This is a genomic window from Blastococcus sp. KM273128, assembly GCF_021698975.1.
Classification (GTDB): domain Bacteria; phylum Actinomycetota; class Actinomycetes; order Mycobacteriales; family Geodermatophilaceae; genus Blastococcus.
The window spans coordinates 25,013-48,814 of the sequence record NZ_SSXA01000021.1 but is presented as its reverse complement, the minus strand read 5'-3'; the positions used below and the strand labels follow the sequence as shown (position 1 = coordinate 48,814).

Here is a 23,802-nt window from a genome sequence, read left to right as displayed (position 1 = left end):
GGTGGCGGCCGCAGCGGCGGCGGGACGTTCTGACCTACCGGATCTGTCGGTGCCCGGTGAGACCGTGACCTCCCCCACAACAGGAGGAGGCAACCATGCCCACCCGAGAGACCCCCTGGCCGCCCGGCACCCCCAGCTGGATCGACTACGGCGCCGCCGACCTGGAGGCCGCCAAGCAGTTCTACGCCGGCCTGCTGGGCTGGGAGTACACCGGCGGTGACCCCGAGTTCGGCGGCTACCCGGACGCGGAGAAGGACGGGCGGCCGGTGGCCGGGATGGGCCCGCAGCAGGTCCCGGACGACCCGCCCCGGTGGACCACCTACTTCGCGACCGACGACGCGGCCGCCGCGGCCGCCCGCATCCGGGAGGCCGGGGGCACCGTCCTCATGGAGCCGATGGAGGTCGGCCCGTTCGGCACGATGGCCATCGCGCTGGACCCGCAGGGCAACCCGTTCGGCCTGTGGCAGGCCGGCCAGCACGCCGGGGTGCAGCGCTACAACGAGCCCGGCTCGCTGGTCTGGAACGAACTGGCGGCCGACGATCCGGCAGCGGCCCGGGAGTTCTACGCCGCGGTCTTCGGCTTCCGGTTCGAGGAGGTCCCCGGCGGCGAGGGCTACACCACCTTCGCCACCGACGGGGATCCGCTCGGCGGCCTCGGCGGCGTCGTCCCCGGGGCACCGAAGGGCTGGGCGACGTGCTTCGCGGTGACCGACACCGACGGCGCGGTCGCCACGGTGACGGCCGCCGGCGGGAAGGTCCTGCTCCCGGCGGAGGACACCGAGTACGGCCGGTTCGCGGTCGTCGCCGACCCGTGGGGCGCGTCGTTCTCGGTCATGGAGCTCCCCGCCGGGTGACCGGTGCCCGGCAGCCGGTGCGAGCGGGGCGCACCGGCGGGGCCGGGGTCAGCCGCGCAGCTGGCCGTAGGCGTGCTGGGGGCGGAACCGCACCACCAGCCGCCGGTCGGCGACCATCGCGGCCCGGTACTCGTCCCAGTCCTCGTGCTCGCCGGAGATGCCGCGGTAGTAGGCGACGAGCTCCTCGACGGTGGCGTCGTGCGGGTCCTGCGCCACCGGGGTGAGTTCGGCGGTGCCCTCGACGGCGACCCAGGACCAGAAGTCCTCCGACGACACGTGCAGCGTGACCCGGGGGTCGCGCTGCAGGTTGCGGGTCTTGGCCCGGTCGGCGGTCACCGAGACGCGGACGAGGCCGTCGTCCCAGGCGTAGCCGACGTTGGACAGCTGCGGTCGGCCGTCGCGCTTGATGGTGGTCAGCACGCCCCAGCGCCGGCCGGCGGCGAACTCCAGCAACCGTGGGTCGGGTCCGGTGGGCTCGGTCATGGCCGCAGCCTCCCTCAGCGGACGCGGCCGCGCGGCCGGAGCGCGACCGGCGGCAGCGGTGGGGCCTCCAGCCGGTCGCCGTCGTAGCCGACGACGGTGCCGAAGCGCCGCGACTCGGCGTTCCACTGCTCGGCGTACTCCGCGACCTCGTCCCCGGACCGGCCGATGAAGTTCCACCACATGACCAGGCGCTCCTCGAACGGCTCGCCGCCCAGCAGCAGCAGCCGGGACGCCGTCCCCGCGCGCAGCCGGAGCGTCCGCCGTTCCGTGCCGAGGTAGAGCATCGCGCCGGGCTCCAGCGGGACGCCGTCGACCGTCACCGACCCCGAGGAGGTCAGCAGCCCGTGCTCGAAGCCGGGCTCCAGGGGCACCTCGACGTCGGCGCCGCCGGCCAGCGCCAGGTCGACGCCGACCAGCGGCGTGTAGGCCCGGCCCGGTGACGTCATCCCGCCGAAGGAACCCATGAGCACCGTCGCGGTCAGCCCGTCGGAGGTGAAGCCGGGCAGCGTGGCGTGGTGCTCGAAGTGCGGGGCCACCTCGCGGTCGCCGTCGGGCAGCGCCACCCACAGCTGGGCGCCGTGCAGGAGGCGCGGGTGGGTCGCCGGCGACTGCTCGGAGTGGGCGATCCCGTGCCCCGCCGTCATCAGCGCCAGCTCGCCGGGGCGGAACCGCACGTCGCTGCCCAGCGAGTCGCGGTGGTGCACCTCGCCATCGAGCAGCCAGGAGACCGTCTGCAGCCCGGTGTGCGGGTGCGGCGGCACCTGCATGCCGGGGGAGGAGGTGATGTCGTCGGGCCCGTAGTGGTCGACGAACACCCAGGCGCCGACCATCCGCCGGCCGAGCGTCGGCAGCAGCCGGCGCACGCGGGTGCTCTCGCCCAGCAGCACCTCCTTGGCCGGCAGCAGGTCCAGCGCGGGCCCGGCGGTGGTGCTCTCCAGCCCACCCATGTCGCGGGCGGGCGGGCGCGGTTACAGGTTGCTCATGGCACGGCTCCTACCGCTCGTCGTCTCCAGCAGTCTCACCCCGGACGGCGGCGTGCGGAACCGGTCCCTCGACGCGCTGTGCCGGGATCGAGCCGAGCCGGCCGGCGCGGAAGTCCTCGAACGCGTCCCTGACCTCGTCGGCCGTGTTCATGACGAACGGCCCGTACATGGCGATCGGCTCGTTGATCGGCCGCCCGCCCAGGACGACGACGTCGAGGGCCGGCGTGCGCGACTCCTGGTGCACCGCCCCGCGCACGGTCACCGTGTCGCCGGGGCCGAGCACCGCGAGCTGGCCGGTGCGCACCGGGGCGCCGTCGATGCCCACCGAGCCGGCGCCGGAGAGCACGTAGACCAGCGCGTTGAAGTCCGGCCGCCACGGGAGGTCCAGCGTCGCGCCCGGGGCCACGGTGGCGTGCACCATCGCCATCGGGGTGTAGGTCGAGCCCGGGCCGGTGTGCCCGCCGATCTCGCCGGCGATCACCCGCAGCAGCGCACCGGCGTCCGCGCTGGCCAGCAGCACCGACTCCTTGGCCCGCAGGTCCTGGTAGCGCGGCTCGACCCACTTCTGCGCCCGCGGCAGGTTGACCCAGAGCTGGAGGCCGTGGAAGAGGCCGCCGCTGACGACCAGCTGCTCCGGCGGCCGCTCGATGTGCAGGACGCCGCCGCCGGCGGTCATCCACTGGGTGTCGCCGTTGCTGATGGTCCCGCCGCCGCCGTGGGAGTCGGCGTGCTCGAAGGTGCCGTCGATGAGGTAGGTGACGGTCTCGAAGCCGCGGTGCGGGTGCCAACTGGTGCCCTTGGGCTCGCCCGAGGCGTACTCGACCTCGCCCATCTGGTCCATGTGGATGAAGGGGTCGAGCGCGCGCAGGTCGACCCCGGCGAACGCCCGGCGCACCGGGAAGCCCTCGCCCTCGAAGCCGGAGGGCGCCGTCGTCACCGAGCGGGTGCGGCGGCGCACCGTGCGGGGGGCGGGCAGCGGGACCCGCGGCAGGGTGGTGGTGTCCTCGACGGTCACGGCGGGCATGCCGGCCTCCTTGGTTGAGGGCTCAACTACTGCCGAGCGTAACCCTGTGGTCGGCCCTTGTCTTCCCCTCGTCCGCCGGTGGTCTCTCGCGCCATCCCCGGCGACCGAGGAGGGGGGCGCTTTGTGCACAAAACGCCCCGCGAGGGAGTGCAGAGATTACTTTGCAAAGGAGTCTTTGCAGTCGTAGTCTCCGGCCATGGTGCCGCCGACCGACCCGCTGGAGCCCGCCGTCCGCGTCACCGACGTGCGGGCGCTCCGCGCGCTGTCGCACCCGCTGCGCAACCGCCTGCTGGGCCTGCTGCGCCTGCACGGCCCGGCCACGGCGAGCGGGCTGGCCCGCGCGGTGGGGGAGAGCAGCGGGTCGACGAGCTACCACCTGCGCCAGCTCGCGGCCCACGGCTTCGTCGAGGAGGTCGAGGAGCAGGGCAGCGGGCGCGAGCGCTGGTGGCGCGCGCGGCACCGGATGACCAGCTGGCGGGCCGCCGACCTCCTCGCCCAGGAGGGTGGCGCGGAGGCGCAGGAGGAGATGACGCGGCTGCAGGTCGACCGGCAGGCCGCGGTGGTGGACGCCTGGTACGCGCAGCGGCAGCAGCTGGACCCGGAGTGGGCGGACGCCGCCTCGCTCAACGACTACGCGCTGCGGCTCACCGCCGAGGAGGCCCGTGCGCTGGCCGCCGAGCTGACCGCCACGCTGGCCCGCTGGGTCGCGGCCCACCCGGCGAGCGCCCCCGACGCCGACGGCGAGCAGGTCTGCGTGCTGCTCGACCTGCTGCCCCTGCGGGAGTGGCCCTCGTGACCGGCCCGGCGACGGTCCGCTCGGCCACCCGGCGGCTGGTCGGGCTGACGGCGCTGCGCTGGCTGCCGGTGGGGCTCACCACGCCGATCACGGTGCTGCTCGCGCAGGCGCGCGGCCTCACGCTCGGCGAGATCGGGGTGCTGTTCACCGTGCACGGCGTCGTCGTCGTGGCGCTCGAGCTGCCCACCGGCGGGCTGGCCGACGTCCTCGGCCGCCGCCCGGTCGTCGTCGCCGGGGCGCTGCTGCACCTCGTGTCCTGCCTGCTGTTCGCGACGGCGACCTCCTTCGCCGGGTTCCTGGCCGGCGTCCTGGCGCTCGGGGTCGGCCGCGTGCTGGACTCCGGCCCCGTCGAGGCCTGGTACGTCGATACCGTGCACCGGCTGGAACCCGGGGCCGACGTCGCCCCCGGGCTGGCGAAGCACGGGGCCGCCGACGGGGCGAGCCTCGCGCTCGGGGCAGTGGCCGGCGGCTTCCTCCCGGCGCTGGCCGGGGGCTCGGGGGCCGCGGCGCTGGCGCTGCCCTACCTCGGCGCCGCGGTGCTGGACGTCGTCTACATCGCCGCGGTGCTGCGGCTGCTGACCGAGGTCCGGCCCCCGCGGGAGGGCAGCGCCCGGGCCGCCCTGGCCGGCGGGCTGCGCGCGGTGCCGGCGACGGTGGGTGCGGCCGTGCGGCTGTCGGTGACCGACGGGCCGATGCGGGTGGTCCTGCTGCTCACCGGGATCGGCGGGGTCGGGCTGGTGGCCTGCGAGCTGCTCGGCCCGGTGCGGTTCAGCGAGCTGGCGGGGGACCCGGACGACGGGGCCGCCGTCTACGGCGTCGTCCTCGCCGGGTCCTTCGCCGCGGCCGCGCTCGGCGCCGCGGCCGCGCCCGCGCTGAGGCGCCTGCTGCGCGGCTCCACCCGGGCCGCCTGCGCGGTGCTCTCGCTCCTCGGCGGCGCGGCGCTGGCCACGCTGGCCGGGCCCGACCTGCTCGCCGTCGCCGCCACCGGGTTCGTGCTGCAGTACCTGGCGCACGGCTCGGCCTGGCCGCTGCTCAGCGCCGTCCTGCACACGCGGGTGGCCGCCGCGCACCGGGCCACCGCCGTCTCGGCGATGTCGCTGGCGCTCGCGCTCGGCGGCATCGCCGGCAACCTGGCGATCCCGCCGCTGGTGGCCACCGCCGGGCTCGAGGGCGCGTTCCTGGGCGTGGGCGCCGTCGTCGCGCTCGGTCTCCTGGCCTGCCTGCGGCTGCCGCGGTCGACCGCGTCCGGGGCCACCGTGGTCCCGGAGGGGGCGGGCGTCGGATACTGAGGGCCCATGACTCCTCCCCGCAGCCGATGAGCGCCCCCCTCAACCTGGTCAACCTCGAGCGGGTGCACAAGGCGCACGGCACCACCGTGGTCCTCGACGACGTCTCGCTCGGCGTCGCCGCCGGCGAGCGCATCGGCATCGTCGGCCGCAACGGCGGCGGCAAGAGCACGCTGCTCTCGCTGATCACCGGCGCCGACGAGCCGGACTCCGGCCGGGTGACCCGCCGTGGCGACCTCGCGATGGGCGTGCTCGACCAGTCCGGAACCCTCCCGCCCGGGACGACGGTGCGCGACGTCGTGCTGCCGCCCTCGATGTTCGCCGCCGAGCACGAGTGGGCCGGCGACCCGGCCGTCCGCTCGGTGCTCACGGGCCTGGAGCTCGACCGGCTCGGCCTGGACGCCCCCGTCGCCCCCATGTCCGGCGGCGAGCGGCGGCGGGTGGCGCTGGCCGCCCAGCTCATCCGCCCGCTGGACCTGCTGGTGCTCGACGAGCCCACCAACCACCTCGACGTCGAGGGCGTGGCGTGGCTGGCCGACTACGTCAAGCAGCGCAGCGGCGGCCTGGTCGTCGTCACCCACGACCGGTGGTTCCTCGACGAGGTCTGCACCACCACGTGGGAGGTCGCCGAGGGGAACGTGCACTCCTACGAGGGCGGCTACTCGGCGTACACGCTGGCCCGGGCCGAGCGGGCGCGGATCGCCTCGGTCACCGAGGAGCGCCGGCTGAACCTGGTGCGCAAGGAGCTGGCCTGGCTGCGCCGCGGCCCGCCGGCGCGGACCAGCAAGCCCAAGTTCCGGATCGAGGCCGCCCAGGCGCTGATCGCCGACGAGCCGCCGGCGCGCGACTCGATGGCGCTCAAGGGCTTCGCCGCCCGGCGCCTCGGCAAGACCGTCTACGACGTCGAGGACGTCGACTACGCCGTCCCCACCGAGGACGGCCCGCGCACCCTGTTCGAGGACCTCACCTGGCACGTCGGCCCCGGCGACCGGATCGGCATCGTCGGGGTGAACGGCGCGGGCAAGACCTCGCTGCTCAAACTGCTGGTGGGGGAGACGCAGCCGGACTCGGGGACCGTCGTCGTCGGGCAGACCGTGGCGGCGGCCTACCTGTCGCAGCACGTCACGGAGCTGCCCCGGACGCTGCGCGTGGTCGAGGCGGTGCAGGAGGTGGCGCGTGTCGCCCGCATCGGCAACCAGGAGATCTCCGCCTCGTCGCTGGCCGAGCGCTTCGGCTTCGCCGCGAACCGGCAGTGGACTCCGGTCGGCGACCTCTCCGGCGGCGAGCGGCGGCGGCTCCAGCTGCTGCGGCTGCTCATGGCCGAGCCGAACGTGCTGGTCCTCGACGAGCCCACCAACGACCTGGACATCGACACCCTCACCGCGCTCGAGGACCTGCTCGACAGCTTCCCGGGCACCGTGCTGGTGGTCAGCCACGACCGCTACTTCGTCGACCGCGTCTGCGACAAGGTGGTCGCGCTGCTCGGCGACGGCTCGCTGGCCGAGCTGCCCGGCGGGGTGGAGGAGTACCTGCGCCGACGGGCTGCCGGCGGTGCCCCGCTGACCACCGCGGCCGGGAGTGACGGCCCGCGCCCGGTCGGAGCGCCCTCCACCGCGGCGCCCGCGGTGTCGGCGGCGGAGGCGCGGGCGGCGAGGAAGGAGGCGGCCAAGCTGGAGCGGCGGATGCTCAAGCTGGACGCCGACGAGAAGAAGCTGCACGAGCAACTGGCCGCGGCCGCCGCCGACTACGCGACGGCGGCCGAGCTCGACGCCCGGCTCCGGGAGCTGCAGGCGGAGAAGGAGCAGGTCGAGGAGGAGTGGCTGGCCGCCGCGGAGACCGCGGAGGGCTGAGCCCGCACCCACCCGTGACGAAGCTCTGCCTCTGAGTGCGGCTGCACTCAGAGGCAGAGCTCCTGGGGGGACGGTGCCGGGCCGCTGCGCGACCCGGGCGCCGGCTGCCCGCGGTCAGGCGGTCGCGGTCTCGGCGCGGTGCCGCTGGATCATCCGCAGCCCGATCACCACCGCCGGGACGGCGCCGACCAGCGCGAACGCCGCGAACGGCAGCGGATTGAAGGGCATCGACGCGGACAGGCCGAGCGCCGCCACGGCCGGGGCGAACAGCCACCAGCTGGTGACGCCGGCGCGCGCCAGCCCGGCGATGACCACCAGCGGACCGAGCAGCCCGAACAGGGTCAGGGTGCCCGCGACGCCGACGGCCGCGGAGCCGGAGACGTCCTCGAAGAGGGCCAGCGCGGTCGCCGGGTCCAGCTCGCGGCCGATGGCCCCCGTCCAGTAGTCGAAGAGCACCAGGCCGGTCACGCTCACCAGCCCGATCGCCGACAGCAGCGCCCCGGTGATCGTCGTGGCGCTGCCGCGGCGGCCGCGGACGAGCGCCGGCGCGGCGAGCCAGGCCAGCGCGAGGGCGAGGTTGCCGTAGTGCAGCAGCATCGCCGAGAGCGCCGTCCGGCCCTCGTCGCGGGCGAGCGCGGCGATGTAGTCCGCGTTCGCCATGGAGGCCTGCGGCGGGGAGGTCGCCATGCCGGCGACGTAGAGGAGGGAGCCGGCGATCAGCGCGCCGCCGGCGACCGGCAGCAGCCGCGAGCCGGCGGAGCGGGCGGGCCGCTCGGCGACGGCGGCGGGCGTCGTGGCGGGGGTGGGGGAGACGAGGTTCGAGGTCATGGCGCAGAAGCTAGGAACGGGCGGGGGTGCGGGGCGTCCGCCGGAGCGCACCGACCGGGGTCCGCCGTACGGGGGACGCGCCGGGCCGCGCGTTCGGTCGCGAGGGGGATGCCCGCGGGGCCGTGCGGCCAATAGCGTGCGCTCCATGCCCCGCTGGACCGGCTCCCCGACCGCCCGCCGCCTCCTCTGGCCGGCGGTGGGCGGGCTGGTGGGGGCGCTCTCGCTGGCCGAGTGGCTGCTGGAGGGGCTCGAGCACAGCCTTCCGCTGGCCACCCCCGGCGTCCTGGTGGCCGCCCTGCTCGCGGTGTGCCCCCGCCTGCCCGCGGCGGCCGCCGTCCTCGGTGCGCTGACCGTCGCGGTGAACCTGCTCGGCGGCGCGCCCGGGCCGGGGGGCGCGCAGCTGGTCGGCATGGGCCTGCTGGTCGGCCACGCCACGGCGGCCCTCCCGGCGCGGCGCGGCGCCGTCGCGGCGGCGGTCGCCATGGTGGTGGCCACGGTGCTCGGGTCGCTGCTGGCGCCCAACCCCTGGGAGTCGATCTTCTACGTCCTGGTGCTCGGCGCGGCCGCCGCGGTGGGCAGCCTCGTGGCGCAGTCTCGGCGCCGTGCCGCCGAGCTGCAGGTGCTCGCCGCCCGGCTCGCCGAGCAGCAGGAGGCGGTCGCCGCCTCGGCCGCGGTCGCCGAGCGGGCCCGGATCGCCCGCGAGGTGCACGACTCGGTCGCGCACTCGGTCAGCGTGATGGTGCTGCAGATGGGGGGCCTGCGACGGCTGCTGCCCGACCACCCCGAGGCCCAGGACGTGCTGCGCGGCCTGGAGCGGCTCGGGCGCGAGGCGGTCGACGAGATGCGGCGCGTCGTCGGCATCCTCCGCGAGCAGGACGGCGGGGGTGCCCCCGCGCCGCAGCCCTCGCTCTCCCGCCTCGACGCGGTGCTCGACGAGCTGCGGGCCGGTGGGATGCCGGTGGAGCTCGCCGTCAGCGGGCAGCCGCTGGAGCTGCCGCAGCTGGTCGACGTCTCGGCGGTGCGCGTGGTCCAGGAGGCGCTCTCCAACGTCGTCCGGCACGCGGGGGCGGCGGCCACCTGCGTGCGCGTCGACTGGGCGGGCGACCGGGTCGCCGTCACGGTCACCGACGACGGCCGCGCCCGCGTGCCGGCGCCGCGCACCGACGGCAGCGGCGGCCACGGCCAGCTGCACATGCGGGAGCGCGTCGCGGTGGCCGGCGGCACGCTCGAGGTCGGCCCGCTCCGCGGTGGCGGCTACCGGGTGCGGGCCACCTTCCCCGTGCCGGTGGCGGTGACCGCGTGACGATCCGGGTGGTGCTCGTCGACGACCAGGCGATGGTCCGCACCGGGCTGCGCATGGTGCTGGCCGCCGAGCCGGACATCGAGGTGGTGGGCGAGGCGGCCGACGGTGCGGACGGCGTCCGCGCGGTGACCCGGCTGCGGCCCGACGTCGTCCTGCTCGACGTCCGGATGCCCGGGATGGACGGGCTGGAGGCGGCCCGGCGCATCCTCGCCGAGGAGCTCCCCACCCGCGTCGTCGTCCTGACCACCTTCGACGAGGACGAGCACGTCGCCGCCGCGCTGCGCGCCGGGGTGAGCGGCTTCCTGCTCAAGGTGGCCCCGCCCGAGGACCTGGTCGCCGCCGTGCGCACGGTCGCCGCCGGGCAGGGGCTGCTCGACCCGGCGGTGACGCTGCGGGTGATCGAGTCCTTCGCCGCCGCGCCCGTGCCGGACCCCGGGCGGGCGGCCGCGCTGCGCGCGCTGACCGACCGGGAGACCGACGTCCTCGCGCTGGTGGCCCGGGGGCTGTCCAACGCCGAGATCGCCGCCCGGCTCTACCTCGGTGAGGCGACCGTCAAGACCCACGTGAGCCGGGTGCTGCTCAAGCTGGGGCTGCGCGACCGGGTGCAGGCGGTCGCCTTCGCCTACGAGAGCGGCCTGCTCACGCCGGGCGGGCGCTGAGGTCGGGCACTAATCTGAGCTCACCGCCGGTCGTCCCTGGACGTCAGTGGTCGTCCCCGAGCCCACCGAGACTCCCGGAGACCCGTGCTCGCTGTCCTGCTGCTGCACCTGCTGGCTGCCCTGCTGGCACCGCTGCTCGCGCGCTGGTGGGGACGGAACGCCTTCCTGGCCCTGGCGCTGGTGCCGGCGACGGGGTTCGCGTGGGTGCTGACGCGGCTCACCACGGTGACCGGGGGCGGCGAGGTCACCGAGAGCGTCCCCTGGGTGCCGGCGCTCGACCTGGAGATCGCCCTCCGGCTGGACGCGCTGGCGCTCACCTTCGCGCTCCTGGTCACCGGGGTCGGCGCCCTGGTGATGGTCTACTGCGCGCGCTACTTCGAGCCCGGCGACGACGCGACGCCGCGGTTCGCCGGCAACCTGACCGCGTTCGCCGGCTCCATGCTGGGCCTGGTCCTCGCCGACGACCTGCTGATGCTCTACGTGTTCTGGGAGCTCACCACCGTCTTCTCGTTCCTGCTCATCGGGGGAGCGGGGACCAAGCTGGCCGCCCGCCGGGCGGCGAGCCAGGCGCTGATCCTCACCACCGCGGGCGGCCTGGCCATGCTGGTCGGGTTGATCATGCTCGGTGAGACCAGCGGCAGCTACCTGCTGTCCGACGTCGTCGCCGACCCCGGGAGCGGCCCGTTCCTGGTCGCCGGGACGGTGCTCGTCATCGCCGGGGCGGTGACCAAGTCGGCGATGGTCCCCTTCCACTTCTGGCTGCCCGCCGCCATGGAGGCGCCGACCCCGGTCAGCGCCTACCTGCACGCCGCCGCCATGGTGAAGGCGGGCATCTACCTCGTGGCGCGGCTCGCGCCCGGGTTCGCCGACGTGCCCGGCTGGCGGCCGGTCGTCCTCGGCCTGGGCCTGGCCACGATGCTGGTCGGCGGCTACCGCGCGCTGCGGCAGAACGACCTCAAGCTGCTGCTGGCCTTCGGCACGGTCAGCCAGCTGGGCTTCCTCATGGTGCTCGTCGGCGGGGGCAGCCGGGAGCTCGCCGCCGCCGGGCTGGCGATGACGCTCGCCCACGCCCTCTTCAAGTCCACCCTCTTCCTCACCGTGGGCGTCATCGACCACGCGACGGGCCTCCGCGACCTGCGCAAGCTCTCCGGGCTGGGGCGGCGCCTGCCGGTCCTGGCGGCGATCGGCACGCTGGCCGCCGCCTCGATGGCCGGCCTGCCACCGCTGCTCGGGTTCGTGGGGAAGGAGGCGGCGTTCACGGCCTTGTGGGAGGGCGGGCTGCCCGACCGGACCGCCGCCGTCGTCGTCCTCGCCGGCCTGGTGCTCGGCTCGGTGCTGACCGCCGGCTACACCGCGCGGTTCCTGTGGGGGGCCTTCGCCCGCAAGCCGTGGCTCGAGGCGACCGAGCCGGCCGAGCTGGTCCACCCGCCGACCGCGCTGTTCCTCGCGGCCCCGGCGACGCTGGCCCTGACCGGTCTGCTCGCCGGGCCGTTCAGCCCGCTCCTGGAGCCGCTGGTCGCCCGCTACGCCGACACGATGCCGCTGCTGGCGCCGGAGGCGGAGAAGCTGGCGCTGTGGCACGGCTGGCAGCCGGCGCTGGCGCTGTCCGCGGTGACCCTGATCGGGGGTGCGCTGCTCTTCCTCGGCCGGTCGGCGGTCTTCCGCACGCAGCGCCGGCTGGCGGTCGGCGCGTCCGCGGACGAGGGGTACTGGAACACCCTCCAGGCGCTCGACCGGCTCGCGGTCCTGGTCACCGGGACGACGCAGCGCGGGTCGCTGCCGGCCTACCTGGGCACCATCCTCGTCGTCGTCCTGGCGCTGCCGGGGTCGATCCTGCTGTTCCAGGCGCCGTGGCCGGGCGAGTGGCGGGCGTGGGACACCCCCATCCAGGCCCTCGTCGGGGCGGTGGTGCTGCTCGCCGCCGCCATGGCGCTGCGGATCCGCCAGCGGCTCTCGGCGGTGCTCGTCGTCGGCGTCACCGGGTACGGGCTGGCCGTCCTCTTCGCGCTGCAGGGCGCCCCCGACCTCGCCCTCACCCAGTTCCTGGTCGAGACGCTGACGCTGGTCGTCTTCGTGCTCGTGCTGCGCAAGCTGCCCAAGGACATCACCGAGCGGCACCGTCCGCGGGAACGGGTCGGCCGCGGTCTGCTCGCCGTGGCGGTCGGCGCGCTGATGGCCGCCGCCGGCGCGGTGGCGCTGAGCGCCCGCACCGCGACGCCGGTCTCGGTGGACCACCCCGAAGCCGCCTACGACTTCGGTGGGGGTGAGAACGTCGTCAACGTGACCCTGGTCGACATCCGGGCCTGGGACACCCTCGGGGAGATCTCGTTGGTGGTGGTCGCCGCCACCGGGGTGGCCAGCCTCGTGTTCCTGCGCCGGCGCACCGGCGTCGTCGACCGGCTGGACCCCGTGCAGCTGGCGCGGCAGCAGCGCTCCTCGCGCCGGGCGCCCCGCGGTCAGTGGCTGGCCGCCTCCGCGGTGCTGGCACCCGAGCGGCGGTCGGTGATCCTCGAGGTCATCACCCGGGTGCTGTTCCACACGATCCTGGTCTTCTCGCTCTTCCTGCTGTTCAGCGGGCACAACGAGCCGGGCGGGGGCTTCGCGGGCGGCCTGGTCGCCGGCCTGGCCCTGGTCCTGCGCTACCTCGCCGGCGGCCGCTACGAGCTCGGCGAGGCCGCCCCGGTGGACCCCGGCCTGCTGCTGGGGGTCGGGCTGCTCTTCGCCGGGGGCACCGGCGTCGTCGGGCTGGCGCTGGGCGCCGACGTGCTGCAGACGGCGATCCTCGAGACCACGCTGCCGGTGCTCGGCGACGTCAAGCTCGTGACCTCGCTGTTCTTCGACATCGGCGTCTACCTGATCGTGGTCGGGCTGGTGCTGGACATCCTGCGCAGCCTCGGCGCGGAGCTGGACCGCCAGGTCGACGAGGACGACCCCATCGACGTCGCACCGGGAGAGGTGGTTCTCCGATGACCCCCACCGTCGTCCTGCCGGTGATCATCGGCGGCCTCTACGCGGCCGGCGTCTACCTGCTGCTGGACCGCAGCCTCACCCGCGTCCTGCTGGGCTTCCTGCTGCTCGGCAACGCCACCAACCTGCTGCTCCTGTCGGCCGGCGGGCCCGCCGGGCTGGCGCCGATCCTGGGCTACGCCGAGCCGGAGGAGATGAGCGATCCCCTGCCGCAGGCGCTGATCCTCACCGCGATCGTCATCACCTTCGGGATCGCGGCGTTCGTGCTGGCGCTGATCTACCGGTCCTGGCGGCTGGTGCGCCAGGAGGTGATCGAGGTCGACGAGGAGGACCGCCGGGTCGCCCGCCGCTCCGACACCGACGCCGACGACATCGACCCCGACGACCTGGCGCCCGAGGACCGGCCGGCCATGCACGCCGACACGCTGGCGGCCGACCGGGAGCGGGACGCCGGCGCCGAGCGCGGGCTGGCGCGGCAGTTCTCCGGCGTCGCCTCCGACGACGTGGACCTCCCGGCGACCCGGCGGAGGAAGCGGTGATCCGGGTCCTCACGCCGCTGCCGGTGCTGCTGCCGCTGCTCGGCGCCGCGGCGGCGCTGCTGGTCGGCGGCCGGCACCCGCGGGTGCAGCGGACGCTGAGCGTCGTCGTGCTCTCCACGGTGCTCGCCGTGTCGGTGGCGCTGCTGCTCCTCGCCGACGCCGACGGCGCGGACGCGATCTCCGTCGGCGCCTGGCCGGTGCCGCTGGGCATCGTGCTCGTCGTCGACCGGTTGTCGGCGCTGATGCTGGTCGTCGCCGCGACCGTGGCGCTCGGGGTGCTGGTCTTCGCCGTCGGCCAGGGCGCGGCCGACGGCGACGAGGAGACGCCGATCTCGATCTTCCACCCGACGTTCCTCGTGCTCATCGCGGGCGTGGCCAACGCGTTCCTCGCCGGTGACCTGTTCAACCTCTACGTCGGCTTCGAGATCCTGCTGACCGCCAGCTACGTGCTCCTGACGCTCGGCGGCTCGGCGCCCCGCATCCGGGCCGGCGTCACGTACATCATCGTGAGCCTGCTCAGCTCGCTGCTGTTCCTGGCGGCGATCGGGCTGGTGTACGGGGCGACCGGCACGGTGAACCTGGCGCAGCTGGCCGTGCGGTTGCAGGAGCTGCCGGAGGGCACCCAGCTCCTGCTCCAGGCGATGCTGCTGATCGCCTTCAGCATCAAGGCGGCGGTCTTCCCGTTGTCGGCGTGGCTGCCCGACAGCTACCCGACCGCGCCCGCGCCGGTGACCGCGGTGTTCGCCGGCCTGCTCACCAAGGTCGGCGTCTACGCGATCATCCGCACGCAGACCCTGCTGTTCCCGGGCGGTGCGCTGGACACCGTGCTCATGTGGGCGGCGCTGGCCACCATGCTGATCGGCATCCTGGGTGCGGTCGCCCAGACCGACATCCGGCGGATCCTCTCCTTCACGCTGGTCAGCCACATCGGCTACATGGTGTTCGGCATCTCCCTGGCCTCCCAGGCGGGGCTGGCCGGGGCGATCTTCTACGTGGTCCACCACATCGCCATCCAGACCACGCTGTTCCTCGTCGCCGGTCTCGTCGAGCGGCAGGGCGGCTCGACCGGCGTCGACCGGCTCGGCGGGCTGGCGGCGGCGTCGCCGGTGCTGGCGGTGCTGTTCTTCGTCCCCGCGATGAACCTGGCCGGCATCCCGCCGTTCTCCGGCTTCATCGGCAAGCTCGGCCTGCTCGAGGCCGGCGTCGCCGACGGCGGCTGGCTGCCGATCGTGCTGGTGGCCGGTGGGGCGGTCACCAGCCTGCTGACCCTGCTGGCGATCTCCCGGGTGTGGAACCGCGCCTTCTGGCGGCTCTCGACCCAGTCCCCGGTCGGCGACACGGACGACGCCGCAGCGGCCGACGCCGGCCCCGAGTTCGTGTCCGGACCCCCTCCGGGCCTCGCCGAGCAGCGCGAGCCGGCCGCGGAGAAGGACCCGGTGGACACCGCGGCCGGTGGTCGGGCGGAGGCCCGGCGGGCGGCCTGGGAGCGGCACACCGCCGTCGCGACGGCGACGGCGCCGCCCACCGACGGGCTCGGGGAGGACGCCGACCGGGAGCGGCCGCTGCGGCCGCTGCCGCGGGTGATGGTCGGGTCCACCGCCGCGATGGTCGTCGTGACCGTCTCGCTGACGGCCCTCGCCGGGCCGCTCTACCAGATCACCGACCGGGCTGCGCGGGACCTGCTCGACCGGGGGCCCTACATCTCGTCGGTGTTCGGCGGGGAGGACGTCCCGTGACCGGCGACCCCGCGCCCGCGGCGACGTACCGGTTGCGGCACCAGCTGCCGCTCCTGGTCTGGCTGGTGCTGGTCTGGAACCTCCTCTGGGGCACCTGGTCGTGGGCCAACCTGCTCGGCGGCATCGTGGTCGCGCTCGCCGTCACGCTGCTGCTGCCGCTGCCCCCGGTCGTCGGCGGAGCCCGCGTCCGACCGGTCGCGTTGGTGCGCTTCCTGTCCTACTTCGTGGTGGACCTGGTCAGCTCGGGTGCCCTCGTGGCGTGGCAGACCGTGCGGCCGTCGGGCATCGACCGCAGCGCGATCGTCACGGTGCAGCTGCGCACGGACTCCGACCTGCTGCTGACCATCCTGGCGGAGTCGCTGACCCTGGTGCCCGGCTCGATGGTGATCGACCTCGACCGGGAGCGCCGGACGCTCGGGCTGCACATCCTGCACGTGAGCAACGAGGACGACGTCGAGCGGCAGCGCGCGTCCGTGCTGGCGCAGGAGGAGCGGGTGGTGCGGGCCTTCGGCTCGCCGGACGAGATCGCGGCGCTCGGCCTCGCACCGGGCGAGGAACCGGCGCGGGCGGGACGGAGGACGCCGTGACCGTGGTCTTCTGGCTCGGGTACGGGCTGCTCGGGGTCGGCGCCCTGCTGGCGCTGGTGCGCCTGGGCATCGGACCCTCGCTGCTCGACCGCGTGGTGGCCACCGACACGCTGCTGGTGATCATCGCGGCCGGGCTGGCCGTGCACGCGGGCCTGCAGCGGGACCCGACGGTCGTCCCGGTGCTGGTGGTGGTGTCGCTGCTCGCGTTCGTCGGCTCGGTGTCGGTGGCCCGGTACATCGGCGGCATGCTGCTCCTGTCCTCGGCGGACGGCCAGGACGTGGGGCTGCCCGAGGCGGCCGAGGAGCGGGTGGCCCGGGACGCGGAGGAGGGACGATGACCGAGCTGCGGACGGTGGCCGACGTCATCGCCATCGTCTTCCTGCTGCTGGGCTCGTTCCTGTGCCTCACCGCGGGGCTCGGGCTGCTGCGCTTCCCGGACGTCCTCACCCGGATGCACGCGGGCACCAAGCCGCAGGTGCTCGGGGTGCTGCTCATCATGGTCGGGGCGGCGATCCGGCTGCAGGGCTGGTCGGCGACGTGGATGCTGCTGCTGGTCGCCGCCTTCCAGATGCTCACCGCGCCGGTCAGCGCGCACATGATCAGCCGGGTCGCCTACCGCCGGCGGCACGTGCGCCGGGACCGGCTGCTGGTCGACGAGCTGCGCTCCGAGCGGCGGCCGGACCGGGTCTACCGCGGGGACGAGCCGGCCGACGCCCCGCCGGAGAACTCGGGGCAGGCGCTGGCCGAGAGCCGCCGGGAGGAGCGCCGGGAGGACGGGGCGCGCTGAGCCGCGCCCCGTCCGGCCGGATCAGCGTTCGGCGCGGTTGACCGCGGAGACGACCGCCCGCAGCGAGGCGGTGACGATGTTGGGGTCGATGCCCACGCCCCACAGCACGCGGTCGCCCACGGCGCACTCGACGTAGGCGGCGGCCCGGGCGTCACCGCCGGCGGACATGGCGTGCTCGGCGTAGTCGAGCACGCGGACGTCGACGTCCAGGCTCTTCAGGGCGTCGACGAAGGCCGCGATCGGGCCGTTGCCGCGGCCCTCCACGGTCACCGGTACGCCGGCGTCGACGAGCTCGACGACCATCTCGTCGACCTGCCCGTCACCGTGCGCGGTGTGCCGGTGCCCGGTGAGGGAGAACCGGCCCCAGGGCGCGGCCGGGTCGGGCAGGTACTCGTTGCTGAACGCCGTCCACATCTGCTGGGCGGTGACCTCGCCGCCCTCGTCGTCGGTGTGCCGCTGGACGACCGCGCTGAACTCGATCTGCAGCCGGCGCGGCAGGTCCAGGTGGTTCTCGGTCTTCATGATGTAGGCGACGCCGCCCTTGCCGGACTGGCTGTTCACCCGGATGACGGCCTCGTAGCTGCGGCCCACGTCCTTGGGGTCGATCGGCAGGTAGGGCACGGCCCAGGCCTGCTGCTCCACCGGGACCCCGGCGGCCGCGGCGTCGGCCTCCAGCGCCTTGAAGCCCTTGTTGATCGCGTCCTGGTGCGAGCCGGAGAAGGCGGTGTAGACCAGGTCGCCGCCGTAGGGGTGCCGCTCGTGCACGCCCAGCTGGTTGCAGTACTCGACGGTGCGGCGGATCTCGTCGATGTCGGAGAAGTCGATCTGCGGGTCGATGCCCTGGCTGAACAGGTTCAGGCCCAGGGTGACCAGGTCGACGTTGCCGGTGCGCTCACCGTTGCCGAACAGGCAGCCCTCGATGCGGTCGGCGCCGGCGCGGTAGCCGAGCTCGGCGGCGGCGACGGCGGTGCCGCGGTCGTTGTGCGGGTGCAGGCTCAGCACGACGGAGTCGCGGCGGCCGATGTTCCGGTGCACCCACTCGATCTGGTCGGCGTAGACGGTCGGCTCGGCCATCTCGACGGTCGCCGGCAGGTTGATGATCGTCGGGCGCTCGGGCGTGGGTTCCCAGACGTCCATGACGGCGTTGCAGATCTCGACGGCGAAGTCGAGCTCGGTGCCGGTGAACGACTCGGGGGAGTACTCGAAGCGGATGTCGGTCTCACCCATCTGCTCGGCGAGCTTGCGCACCACCTGGGCGCCGTGGACGGCGATGTCGACGATCCCGGCCCGGTCGAGGCCGAACACGACCCGCCGCTGCAGGGTGGAGGTCGAGTTGTAGAGGTGCACGATCGCCTGCTTCGCGCCGCGCAGGGACTCGAAGGTGCGCTCGATCAGCTCGTCGCGCGCCTGGGTGAGCACCTGGATCGTCACGTCGTCGGGGATCAGGTCGTCCTCGATGAGCTGGCGGACGAAGTCGTAGTCGGTCTGGCTGGCCGCCGGGAAGCCGACCTCGATCTCCTTGTAGCCCATGCGGACGAGCAGCTCGAACATCCGGCGCTTGCGGTCGGGCGTCATCGGGTCGATCAGCGCCTGGTTGCCGTCGCGCAGGTCGACGGCGCACCAGCGCGGGGCCTGCGTCGTGACGGTGTCGGGCCAGGTGCGGTCGGGCAGCACCACCGGGGCGAAGGGTGCGTAGCGGTGGATCGGCATGCCGGAGGGCTGCTGGGGGTGGCGGGCGTGCGGGTGGGTCTTGCTCATGGGGGAGGGCTCCTGTGGCGGGCTGCCGTGCGCGGGGGGTGCGCACGGGCTCCGGGACGGTCAGCGGACGCCGGGGACGCCAGGACACCGCGGCGAGGGGGCCGACCTAGGAGAGGGCCTCGCCGCGGCGGGTAAGCAGGAGGCTGCCGCGCACGCCGCCACGGTAGCAGCGCGCCGGCCGGGGGCGCAGGACCACGCTCAGCCCACGTCGCAGCGGCAGGGGCAGCCGTCGACGTGGAACGGCCGCGTGCCGTCGTCCCCCTCGGCGCACGCCGGCGGGCACTCGCAGGTGAAGTCGGGCAGCGGGGGCAGCTCACCGGCGGCCCGCCGGCGCTCGAACTCCTCGCGCCGCCGCTGCGCCGCCTCCGCCCGCCGGGTGGCCCGGCGCTCGGCCGGTGTGTCGCCGGGGAGCCACGGGTGGTGGTCGCTGGGCGCGCCCCGTGCGGCGCGGCGCCCGTCCCTGGCCGACCGGTCCCGGACGAAGGTGTAGGCGGTCTCCGGCCGGTCCCGGCGCTGTTCGTGGAACGAGAGGCCCGCCGCCGTCCGCTCCGTGTCCAGGTGCGCCGGGAAGTGCCGCCGACCCAGGTCGCGCACGGCCTCCGGTGACATCGGCCGGACCTCCGCCCCGTCCTCGTCCAGCAGGACCAGCCGGAACCCGGCGAGCGCAGCCGCCCTGACCAGCGCGGTCACCCGCAGGTCCCGCCGCCCGGTCTCGGCCGAGGCGACCGCCGACTGCGAGAGGTCGCAGCGCGCGGCCAGCTCCCGCTGGGACAGGTCGGCCTGCCGGCGGATCCGCCGCAGCAGGCCCGGGAGGTCGAAGGGGTCTTCCTGCACCGTCCCAACGTCCATCACCCGAACGCCGCTCGGACACGCGCGACGAGGACGGTGGAGACCCGGGATCGCTGTGGACAGGGGGCCGCGGTGCAGCTCTCGTCCGGGGCACGGGTGGTGCTGCGGGAGCTCTGCCTCTGAGTGCAGGGGCACTCAGAGGCAGACCGTGCTGCGTGGCGGGACCCCTGGGTCGGATCACCCCAGGTGCGAGCGGGCGCCAGCACATCGACTCCCTGTGGGCGCCGGCCGCGACCCCGTCGTGGTCATGGGGGCCGCGGGGTGCTGCGGAAGCTCTGCCTCTGAGTGCAGGGGCACTCAGAGGCAGAGCGTGCCGGGGTATGTGGTTCCGGGCAGGAGGAGATCTCCGGAAGGGGTGCCGCTCGAAGGCGGGGGGGGGGGCTCCCCGGCGGCGCGGGTTCGACGGCGGGGTGCTTCCTGGCGGCGCGGCTTCGGCGGTGGGTGCGGCCCGGTGCAGCGTGCGTGCTGCACCGGGAGAGGTCAGAACGCCTTGCGCAGCCGCAGGCGCAGCGGGCGGCCGTCGGGGTCGACCAGCAGCCGGTAGACCGGCGTGGCCCACAGCCGGGTGTGCCAGGCGAGCTTCTCCGGGCGGTGCGGCCGCAACCGTCCGGGCGGGCGCGGGCCCCGCTGCCCGCCCTCGTGCCACTCGGCCAGGGCCGCGGCGCGCTGCTCCAGCGTCGCGACGAAGCGCTCGGGGTCGAGCAGCAGGTCGTCCTCGCCGCCGTCGGGGTCGAGGTCCAGGTGCTCCCGCGCCAGCTCCAGCCGCAGGTCCCGCGCCAGCGTGCGCGCGCAGTCACCGGTCCCCGCCGGGTCCAGGGGCTCGCGCGGGTCCTGCGTCGTGTCCAGGACGGCGGTCGACAGCTCGCTGTCGTGGGTCCACGAACGGCGGTTGAAGTTGTCGCTCCCGATGCACGCCCAGACGTCGTCGACGACGCACACCTTCGCGTGCACGTACACCGGCGTCCCCGCGTGGTTCTCCACGTCGAAGACGTGCACGCGGTCCTCGCCGCCCGCCTCCACGCAGAGGTCGATCGCCTGCCGGCGGCCCACGTACTGCGGCGTCGCGCTGAACGCCCCCTCCTGGTCGGGGATGCGGGGCACGACCACCACCAGGTGCAGCTCCGGGTTGTCCCGCAGGGCGTCGGCGAACAGCCCGGCCACCTCGCCCGACCACATGTACTGGTCCTCGAGGTAGATGAGGCGGCGGGCGCGCCGCACCGCCTTCGAGTACCCCCGGGCCACGGAGCGCTCGCCCTCCGGGGCGAAGTCGTAGCGGGGGAGGATCTTCGGGTAGGTCCGCAGGATCTGCACCAGGTGCGGCCCGGCCGGTGGGGGCGGCGGCAGCTCGGGCGGCAGCGGCGCGGGGTCCAGCCGGGCCCGCCGGAACCGGTCGACGAGGTAGGCGATCGGGTTGCCCTGGACGGGGCTGGTCGGGTCGTCCCAGCGCTCGCGGAACGCCGTCTCCAGGACGGCGACCGCGGGGCCGCGGACCTCGGCCTGGACGTCGTGCCACGGCGGCGTCGGGCCGTACGCCGAGTGCATGTCGACCGCCTGCGGGTCGCCGTCGTGCCGCCCGTCGTCGCGGCGGCTGTGGCACAGGTCGATGCCCCCGGCGAATGCGACGTCGCGGGACGGGTCCGCGGGGCACCGGATCACCACGACCTTCTGGTGGTGGCTGCCGACCCGGCGCACGCGCTGGTCCAGCACGACCTTCCCGCCGTCCTCCTCGATCTCCCGGTCCAGCGAGCGGTTCTGCTCCTTGCTGTAGGAGAGCGCGTCGGTGTGCGAGCGCCACACCAGGCCGCGCACGTCGACGCCGCGGTGCGAGGCCGCGCTGAACAGCTCGTTCACCGTGGGCCCGTCCGGGCCCAGCCGCTGGTCGGGGTCGCCGCGCCAGTCGGTGAACCACAGGCGGTCGCCCTCGCCCAGCTGCTCGACCACCTCGACGAGCCGCTCGAAGTACGCCGCCCCGTGCACGAGCGGGCGGACCAGGTTGCCCTCCGTCCAGCCCGGGACGGCGGCGCCGCTGTTGTCGCGCTCCTCGGAGGTCAGCAGCCAGCGGCCCGGATCGTCCACCCGGTGATCACAACCGCCCCGGCAGCCGGATGCAAGCGCCCGGGTGGTGGACGGCCTCGGTAGCCTCATGTCCCGTGGCCCTCGTCGTCCAGAAGTACGGCGGCTCGTCCGTCGCCTCCGCCGAGCACATGAAGCGCGTCGCGGAACGGATCGTCGCGGCCAAGAACAACGGCGACGACGTCGTGGTCGTGGTCTCGGCGATGGGTGACACCACCGACGAGCTGCTCGACCTCGCCAGCCAGATCACCGACACCCCGCCCGGGCGAGAGCTCGACATGCTGCTGACCGCGGGCGAGCGGATCTCCATGGCCCTGCTCGCGATCGCCATCTCCGAGCACGGGTACGAGGCGCGCTCCTTCACCGGGTCGCAGGCCGGCGTCATCACCACGTCCAGCCACGGCAAGGCGCGGATCATCGACGTCACCCCCGGCCGGCTGAAGTCGGCGCTGGACGAGGGCTCGGTCGTCATCGTCGCCGGCTTCCAGGGCGTCAGCCAGGACACCAAGGACATCACCACGCTCGGCCGCGGCGGCTCGGACACCACCGCCGTCGCCGTCGCCGCGGCGCTGAACGCCGACGTCTGCGAGATCTACACCGACGTCGACGGCGTCTTCACCGCCGACCCGCGCATCGTCCCGAACGCCCGGCGGCTGGACACCATCACCTACGAGGAGATGCTCGAGCTGGCGGCCTCCGGCGCGAAGGTGCTCATGCTCCGCTGCGTCGAGTACGCCCGCCGCTACGGCATCCCCGTGCACGTCCGCAGCTCCTACTCCCAGCTCCCCGGCACGACCGTGACCGGCTCGATGGAGGACCTCACCGTGGAACAGGCGATCATCTCCGGCGTCGCGCACGACCGCTCCGAGGGCAAGATCACCGTGTTCGGGGTGCCGGACCGGCCGGGCGAGGCGGCGCAGATCTTCCGCGTGCTCGCCGACGCCGAGGTCAACATCGACATGATCGTGCAGAACGTCTCGGCCGAGGCCAGCAAGCTCGCCGACATCTCCTTCACGCTGCCCAAGAGCGACGGCCCGACCGCGCTGGCGGCCCTGGAGAAGGTCAAGCACACCGTCGGCTACACCGGCGTCAGCTTCGACCAGCACATCGGCAAGGTCAGCCTGGTCGGCGCCGGCATGCGCTCGCACCCCGGCGTCTCGGCCAAGTTCTTCGGCGCGCTCGCCGACGCCGGGGTCAACCTGGAGCTGATCAGCACCTCGGAGATCCGCATCTCCGTGGTCTGCCGCGACACCGACGTCGACATCGCCGTCCGCGCGGTGCACGACGCCTTCGACCTGGGCACCGACGAGGCGCAGGCCGTGGTCTACGGAGGGACCGGACGATGAGCACGAACGGTGGGCTGCGCGTCGGCATCGTCGGCGCCACGGGTCAGGTCGGCCGGGTCGTCCGCGACCTGCTCGCGGAGCGGGACTTCCCCATCGCGGAGCTGCGGTTCTTCGCCTCCGCCCGCTCGGCCGGCAGCACGCTGCCCTGGGCCGGCGGCGAGATCACCGTCGAGGACGCGGCCACCGCCGACCCGACGGGCCTGGACATCGCCATCTTCTCCGCCGGGGCCACGACGTCGCGGGCGCAGGCGCCGCGGTTCGCCGAGGCCGGCGTGACCGTGATCGACAACAGCTCGGCGTTCCGGCGCGACCCCGACGTCCCGCTGGTCGTCAGCGAGGTCAACCCGCACGCCCTCGGGGAGATCCGCAAGGGCATCATCGCCAACCCCAACTGCACGACCATGGCCGCGATGCCGGTGCTCAAGCCGCTGCACGACGAGGCGCAGCTGACCCGCGTCGTCGCCAGCACCTACCAGGCGGTCTCCGGCAGCGGCGTCGCCGGCGTCGAGGAGCTGCACGGCCAGGCGAAGGCCGTCGTGGAGAAGGCCGACGCGCTCGCCCACGACGGGTCGGCCGTGGCCTTCCCCGACCCGGTCAAGTACGTCGCCCCGATCGCGTTCAACGTGCTGCCGATGGCCGGTTCCGTCGTCGACGACGGCTCGTTCGAGACCGACGAGGAGCAGAAGCTCCGCAACGAGAGCCGCAAGATCCTCGGCATCCCCGACCTGCGGGTGGCGGGCACCTGCGTGCGGGTGCCGGTGTTCACGGGGCACTCGCTGTCGCTCAACGTCGAGTTCGCCCGGCCGCTGTCGGTCGAGCGGGCCACCGAGCTGCTGCGGGCCGCGCCCGGGGTGGAGCTCTCCGACGTGCCCAACCCGCTGCAGGCCGCCGGCCGCGACCCCAGCTACGTGGGCCGCATCCGGCAGGACCAGAGCGTCGACGACGGCCGCGGGCTGGTGCTCTTCGTGAGCAACGACAACCTGCGCAAGGGCGCCGCGCTCAACACCGTCCAGATCGCCGAGCTGATCGCCGCCTCCCGCTGACCCCTGCGCGTTTTGTGCACCAACCGCCCCGGCGGTTGGTGCACAAAACGC

21 protein-coding genes are annotated in these 23,802 nt (G+C 74.6%); 14 read left to right on the top strand and 7 right to left on the bottom strand.

The genetic code is table 11. The features are described from left to right. Positions 1-95 precede the first annotated feature (95 nt). On the top strand, positions 96-854 hold the full coding sequence (locus tag E9529_RS08625) for a VOC family protein (RefSeq protein ID WP_236830738.1): 759 nt from the start codon (positions 96-98) through the stop codon (positions 852-854). Between the two features lie 48 nt (positions 855-902). Here the strand turns inward: E9529_RS08625 and E9529_RS08620 are convergent, their stop codons facing one another. From E9529_RS08620 to E9529_RS08610, 3 genes are read right to left on the bottom strand one after another with little or no spacing between them, the layout of a single operon-like run. Then, positions 903-1,337 (bottom strand): PPOX class F420-dependent oxidoreductase, encoded by a 435-nt coding sequence (locus E9529_RS08620; RefSeq protein WP_236830737.1) that lies wholly within the window; start codon positions 1,335-1,337, stop codon positions 903-905. A gap of 14 nt (positions 1,338-1,351) precedes the next feature. Next, on the bottom strand, positions 1,352-2,284 hold the full coding sequence (locus E9529_RS08615) for a pirin family protein (protein WP_236830736.1): 933 nt from the start codon (positions 2,282-2,284) through the stop codon (positions 1,352-1,354). Positions 2,285-2,330: 46 nt separating this feature from the next. Next, complete coding sequence (locus E9529_RS08610; RefSeq protein WP_236830735.1) at positions 2,331-3,344, bottom strand: pirin family protein; 1,014 nt, start codon at positions 3,342-3,344, stop codon at positions 2,331-2,333. A 196-nt stretch (positions 3,345-3,540) separates the two neighbouring features. On the opposite strand from E9529_RS08610, the gene E9529_RS08605 reads away from it, so the two are divergent. The 3 genes from E9529_RS08605 to E9529_RS08595 are packed head-to-tail and all read left to right on the top strand — an operon-like array spanning position 3,541 to position 7,276. Then, entirely contained in the window at positions 3,541-4,140 is a 600-nt protein-coding gene (locus E9529_RS08605) for a helix-turn-helix domain-containing protein (RefSeq protein ID WP_236830734.1), read from the top strand. Next, on the top strand, positions 4,137-5,429 hold the full coding sequence (locus E9529_RS08600; protein ID WP_236830733.1) for an MFS transporter: 1,293 nt from the start codon (positions 4,137-4,139) through the stop codon (positions 5,427-5,429). Before E9529_RS08605 ends, E9529_RS08600 begins: the two co-directional genes overlap by 4 nt. A gap of 26 nt (positions 5,430-5,455) precedes the next feature. Next, entirely contained in the window at positions 5,456-7,276 is a 1,821-nt protein-coding gene (locus E9529_RS08595; protein ID WP_236830732.1) for an ABC-F family ATP-binding cassette domain-containing protein, read from the top strand. 114 nt (positions 7,277-7,390) lie between these two features. Here E9529_RS08595 and E9529_RS08590 read toward each other — a convergent pair whose 3' ends face one another. Further along, a complete protein-coding gene (locus E9529_RS08590; protein WP_236830731.1) occupies positions 7,391-8,104 on the bottom strand; it encodes a hypothetical protein in 714 nt (237 codons plus the stop codon). Positions 8,105-8,249: 145 nt separating this feature from the next. Here E9529_RS08590 and E9529_RS08585 point away from each other — a divergent pair, with 145 nt between their 5' ends. From E9529_RS08585 to mnhG, 8 genes are all read left to right on the top strand, one after another. After that, complete coding sequence (locus E9529_RS08585; protein WP_236830730.1) at positions 8,250-9,407, top strand: histidine kinase; 1,158 nt, start codon at positions 8,250-8,252, stop codon at positions 9,405-9,407. Next, positions 9,404-10,066 (top strand): response regulator transcription factor, encoded by a 663-nt coding sequence (locus E9529_RS08580; RefSeq protein WP_308195266.1) that lies wholly within the window; start codon positions 9,404-9,406, stop codon positions 10,064-10,066. The genes E9529_RS08585 and E9529_RS08580 overlap by 4 nt, the downstream gene beginning before the upstream one ends. An 84-nt stretch (positions 10,067-10,150) precedes the next feature. After that, positions 10,151-13,036 (top strand): Na+/H+ antiporter subunit A, encoded by a 2,886-nt coding sequence (locus tag E9529_RS08575; protein ID WP_236830729.1) that lies wholly within the window; start codon positions 10,151-10,153, stop codon positions 13,034-13,036. Continuing rightward, a complete protein-coding gene (locus tag E9529_RS08570) occupies positions 13,033-13,572 on the top strand; it encodes a Na(+)/H(+) antiporter subunit C (RefSeq protein WP_236830728.1) in 540 nt (179 codons plus the stop codon). Before E9529_RS08575 ends, E9529_RS08570 begins: the two co-directional genes overlap by 4 nt. Further along, positions 13,569-15,308, top strand: a complete 1,740-nt coding sequence (locus tag E9529_RS08565; RefSeq protein ID WP_236830727.1) for a Na+/H+ antiporter subunit D — start codon at positions 13,569-13,571, stop codon at positions 15,306-15,308. The genes E9529_RS08570 and E9529_RS08565 overlap by 4 nt, the downstream gene beginning before the upstream one ends. Further along, on the top strand, positions 15,305-15,895 hold the full coding sequence (locus E9529_RS08560) for a Na+/H+ antiporter subunit E (RefSeq protein WP_236830726.1): 591 nt from the start codon (positions 15,305-15,307) through the stop codon (positions 15,893-15,895). Before E9529_RS08565 ends, E9529_RS08560 begins: the two co-directional genes overlap by 4 nt. Continuing rightward, positions 15,892-16,233 carry a monovalent cation/H+ antiporter complex subunit F gene (locus E9529_RS08555; protein WP_236830725.1) on the top strand — a complete coding sequence of 114 codons (342 nt, stop codon included), beginning with the start codon at positions 15,892-15,894 and terminating at the stop codon, positions 16,231-16,233. The genes E9529_RS08560 and E9529_RS08555 overlap by 4 nt, the downstream gene beginning before the upstream one ends. After that, on the top strand, positions 16,230-16,682 hold the full coding sequence (mnhG, locus tag E9529_RS08550; protein ID WP_236830724.1) for a monovalent cation/H(+) antiporter subunit G: 453 nt from the start codon (positions 16,230-16,232) through the stop codon (positions 16,680-16,682). The genes E9529_RS08555 and mnhG overlap by 4 nt, the downstream gene beginning before the upstream one ends. Before the next feature lie 21 nt (positions 16,683-16,703). Here mnhG and leuA read toward each other — a convergent pair whose 3' ends face one another. The 3 genes from leuA to E9529_RS08535 all read right to left on the bottom strand — a co-directional run bounded on the left by leuA (position 16,704) and on the right by E9529_RS08535 (position 21,365). After that, positions 16,704-18,440, bottom strand: coding sequence for a 2-isopropylmalate synthase (gene leuA / locus E9529_RS08545; protein WP_236830723.1), 1,737 nt, complete (start codon positions 18,438-18,440; stop codon positions 16,704-16,706). A gap of 198 nt (positions 18,441-18,638) precedes the next feature. Further along, positions 18,639-19,274 carry a helix-turn-helix domain-containing protein gene (locus E9529_RS08540; RefSeq protein ID WP_236830722.1) on the bottom strand — a complete coding sequence of 212 codons (636 nt, stop codon included), beginning with the start codon at positions 19,272-19,274 and terminating at the stop codon, positions 18,639-18,641. Positions 19,275-19,769: 495 nt separating this feature from the next. Next, positions 19,770-21,365, bottom strand: coding sequence for a phospholipase D-like domain-containing protein (locus tag E9529_RS08535; RefSeq protein WP_236830721.1), 1,596 nt, complete (start codon positions 21,363-21,365; stop codon positions 19,770-19,772). Between the two features lie 74 nt (positions 21,366-21,439). On the opposite strand from E9529_RS08535, the gene E9529_RS08530 reads away from it, so the two are divergent. Together E9529_RS08530 and E9529_RS08525 are read left to right on the top strand one after the other, a co-directional pair. Continuing rightward, positions 21,440-22,708: an aspartate kinase gene (locus E9529_RS08530; RefSeq protein ID WP_236830720.1), complete on the top strand. Its 1,269-nt coding sequence runs from the start codon at positions 21,440-21,442 to the stop codon at positions 22,706-22,708. Continuing rightward, positions 22,705-23,751 (top strand): aspartate-semialdehyde dehydrogenase, encoded by a 1,047-nt coding sequence (locus E9529_RS08525; protein ID WP_236830719.1) that lies wholly within the window; start codon positions 22,705-22,707, stop codon positions 23,749-23,751. The genes E9529_RS08530 and E9529_RS08525 overlap by 4 nt, the downstream gene beginning before the upstream one ends. Positions 23,752-23,802: the final 51 nt, after the last annotated feature.

Excerpts from the sequence above, each read along its gene's own strand:
- E9529_RS08625 (WP_236830738.1), top strand. The coding sequence starts at position 96 with ATGCCCACCCGAGAGACCCCCTGGCCGCCCGGCACCCCCAGCTGGATC.
- E9529_RS08620 (WP_236830737.1), bottom strand. The coding sequence starts at position 1,337 with ATGACCGAGCCCACCGGACCCGACCCACGGTTGCTGGAGTTCGCCGCC.
- E9529_RS08615 (WP_236830736.1), bottom strand. The coding sequence starts at position 2,284 with ATGGGTGGGCTGGAGAGCACCACCGCCGGGCCCGCGCTGGACCTGCTG.
- E9529_RS08610 (WP_236830735.1), bottom strand. The coding sequence starts at position 3,344 with ATGCCCGCCGTGACCGTCGAGGACACCACCACCCTGCCGCGGGTCCCG.
- E9529_RS08605 (WP_236830734.1), top strand. The coding sequence starts at position 3,541 with ATGGTGCCGCCGACCGACCCGCTGGAGCCCGCCGTCCGCGTCACCGAC.
- E9529_RS08595 (WP_236830732.1), top strand. The coding sequence starts at position 5,456 with ATGAGCGCCCCCCTCAACCTGGTCAACCTCGAGCGGGTGCACAAGGCG.
- E9529_RS08590 (WP_236830731.1), bottom strand. The coding sequence starts at position 8,104 with ATGACCTCGAACCTCGTCTCCCCCACCCCCGCCACGACGCCCGCCGCC.
- E9529_RS08585 (WP_236830730.1), top strand. The coding sequence starts at position 8,250 with ATGCCCCGCTGGACCGGCTCCCCGACCGCCCGCCGCCTCCTCTGGCCG.
- E9529_RS08570 (WP_236830728.1), top strand. The coding sequence starts at position 13,033 with ATGACCCCCACCGTCGTCCTGCCGGTGATCATCGGCGGCCTCTACGCG.
- mnhG (WP_236830724.1), top strand. The coding sequence starts at position 16,230 with ATGACCGAGCTGCGGACGGTGGCCGACGTCATCGCCATCGTCTTCCTG.
- leuA (WP_236830723.1), bottom strand. The coding sequence starts at position 18,440 with ATGAGCAAGACCCACCCGCACGCCCGCCACCCCCAGCAGCCCTCCGGC.
- E9529_RS08525 (WP_236830719.1), top strand. The coding sequence starts at position 22,705 with ATGAGCACGAACGGTGGGCTGCGCGTCGGCATCGTCGGCGCCACGGGT.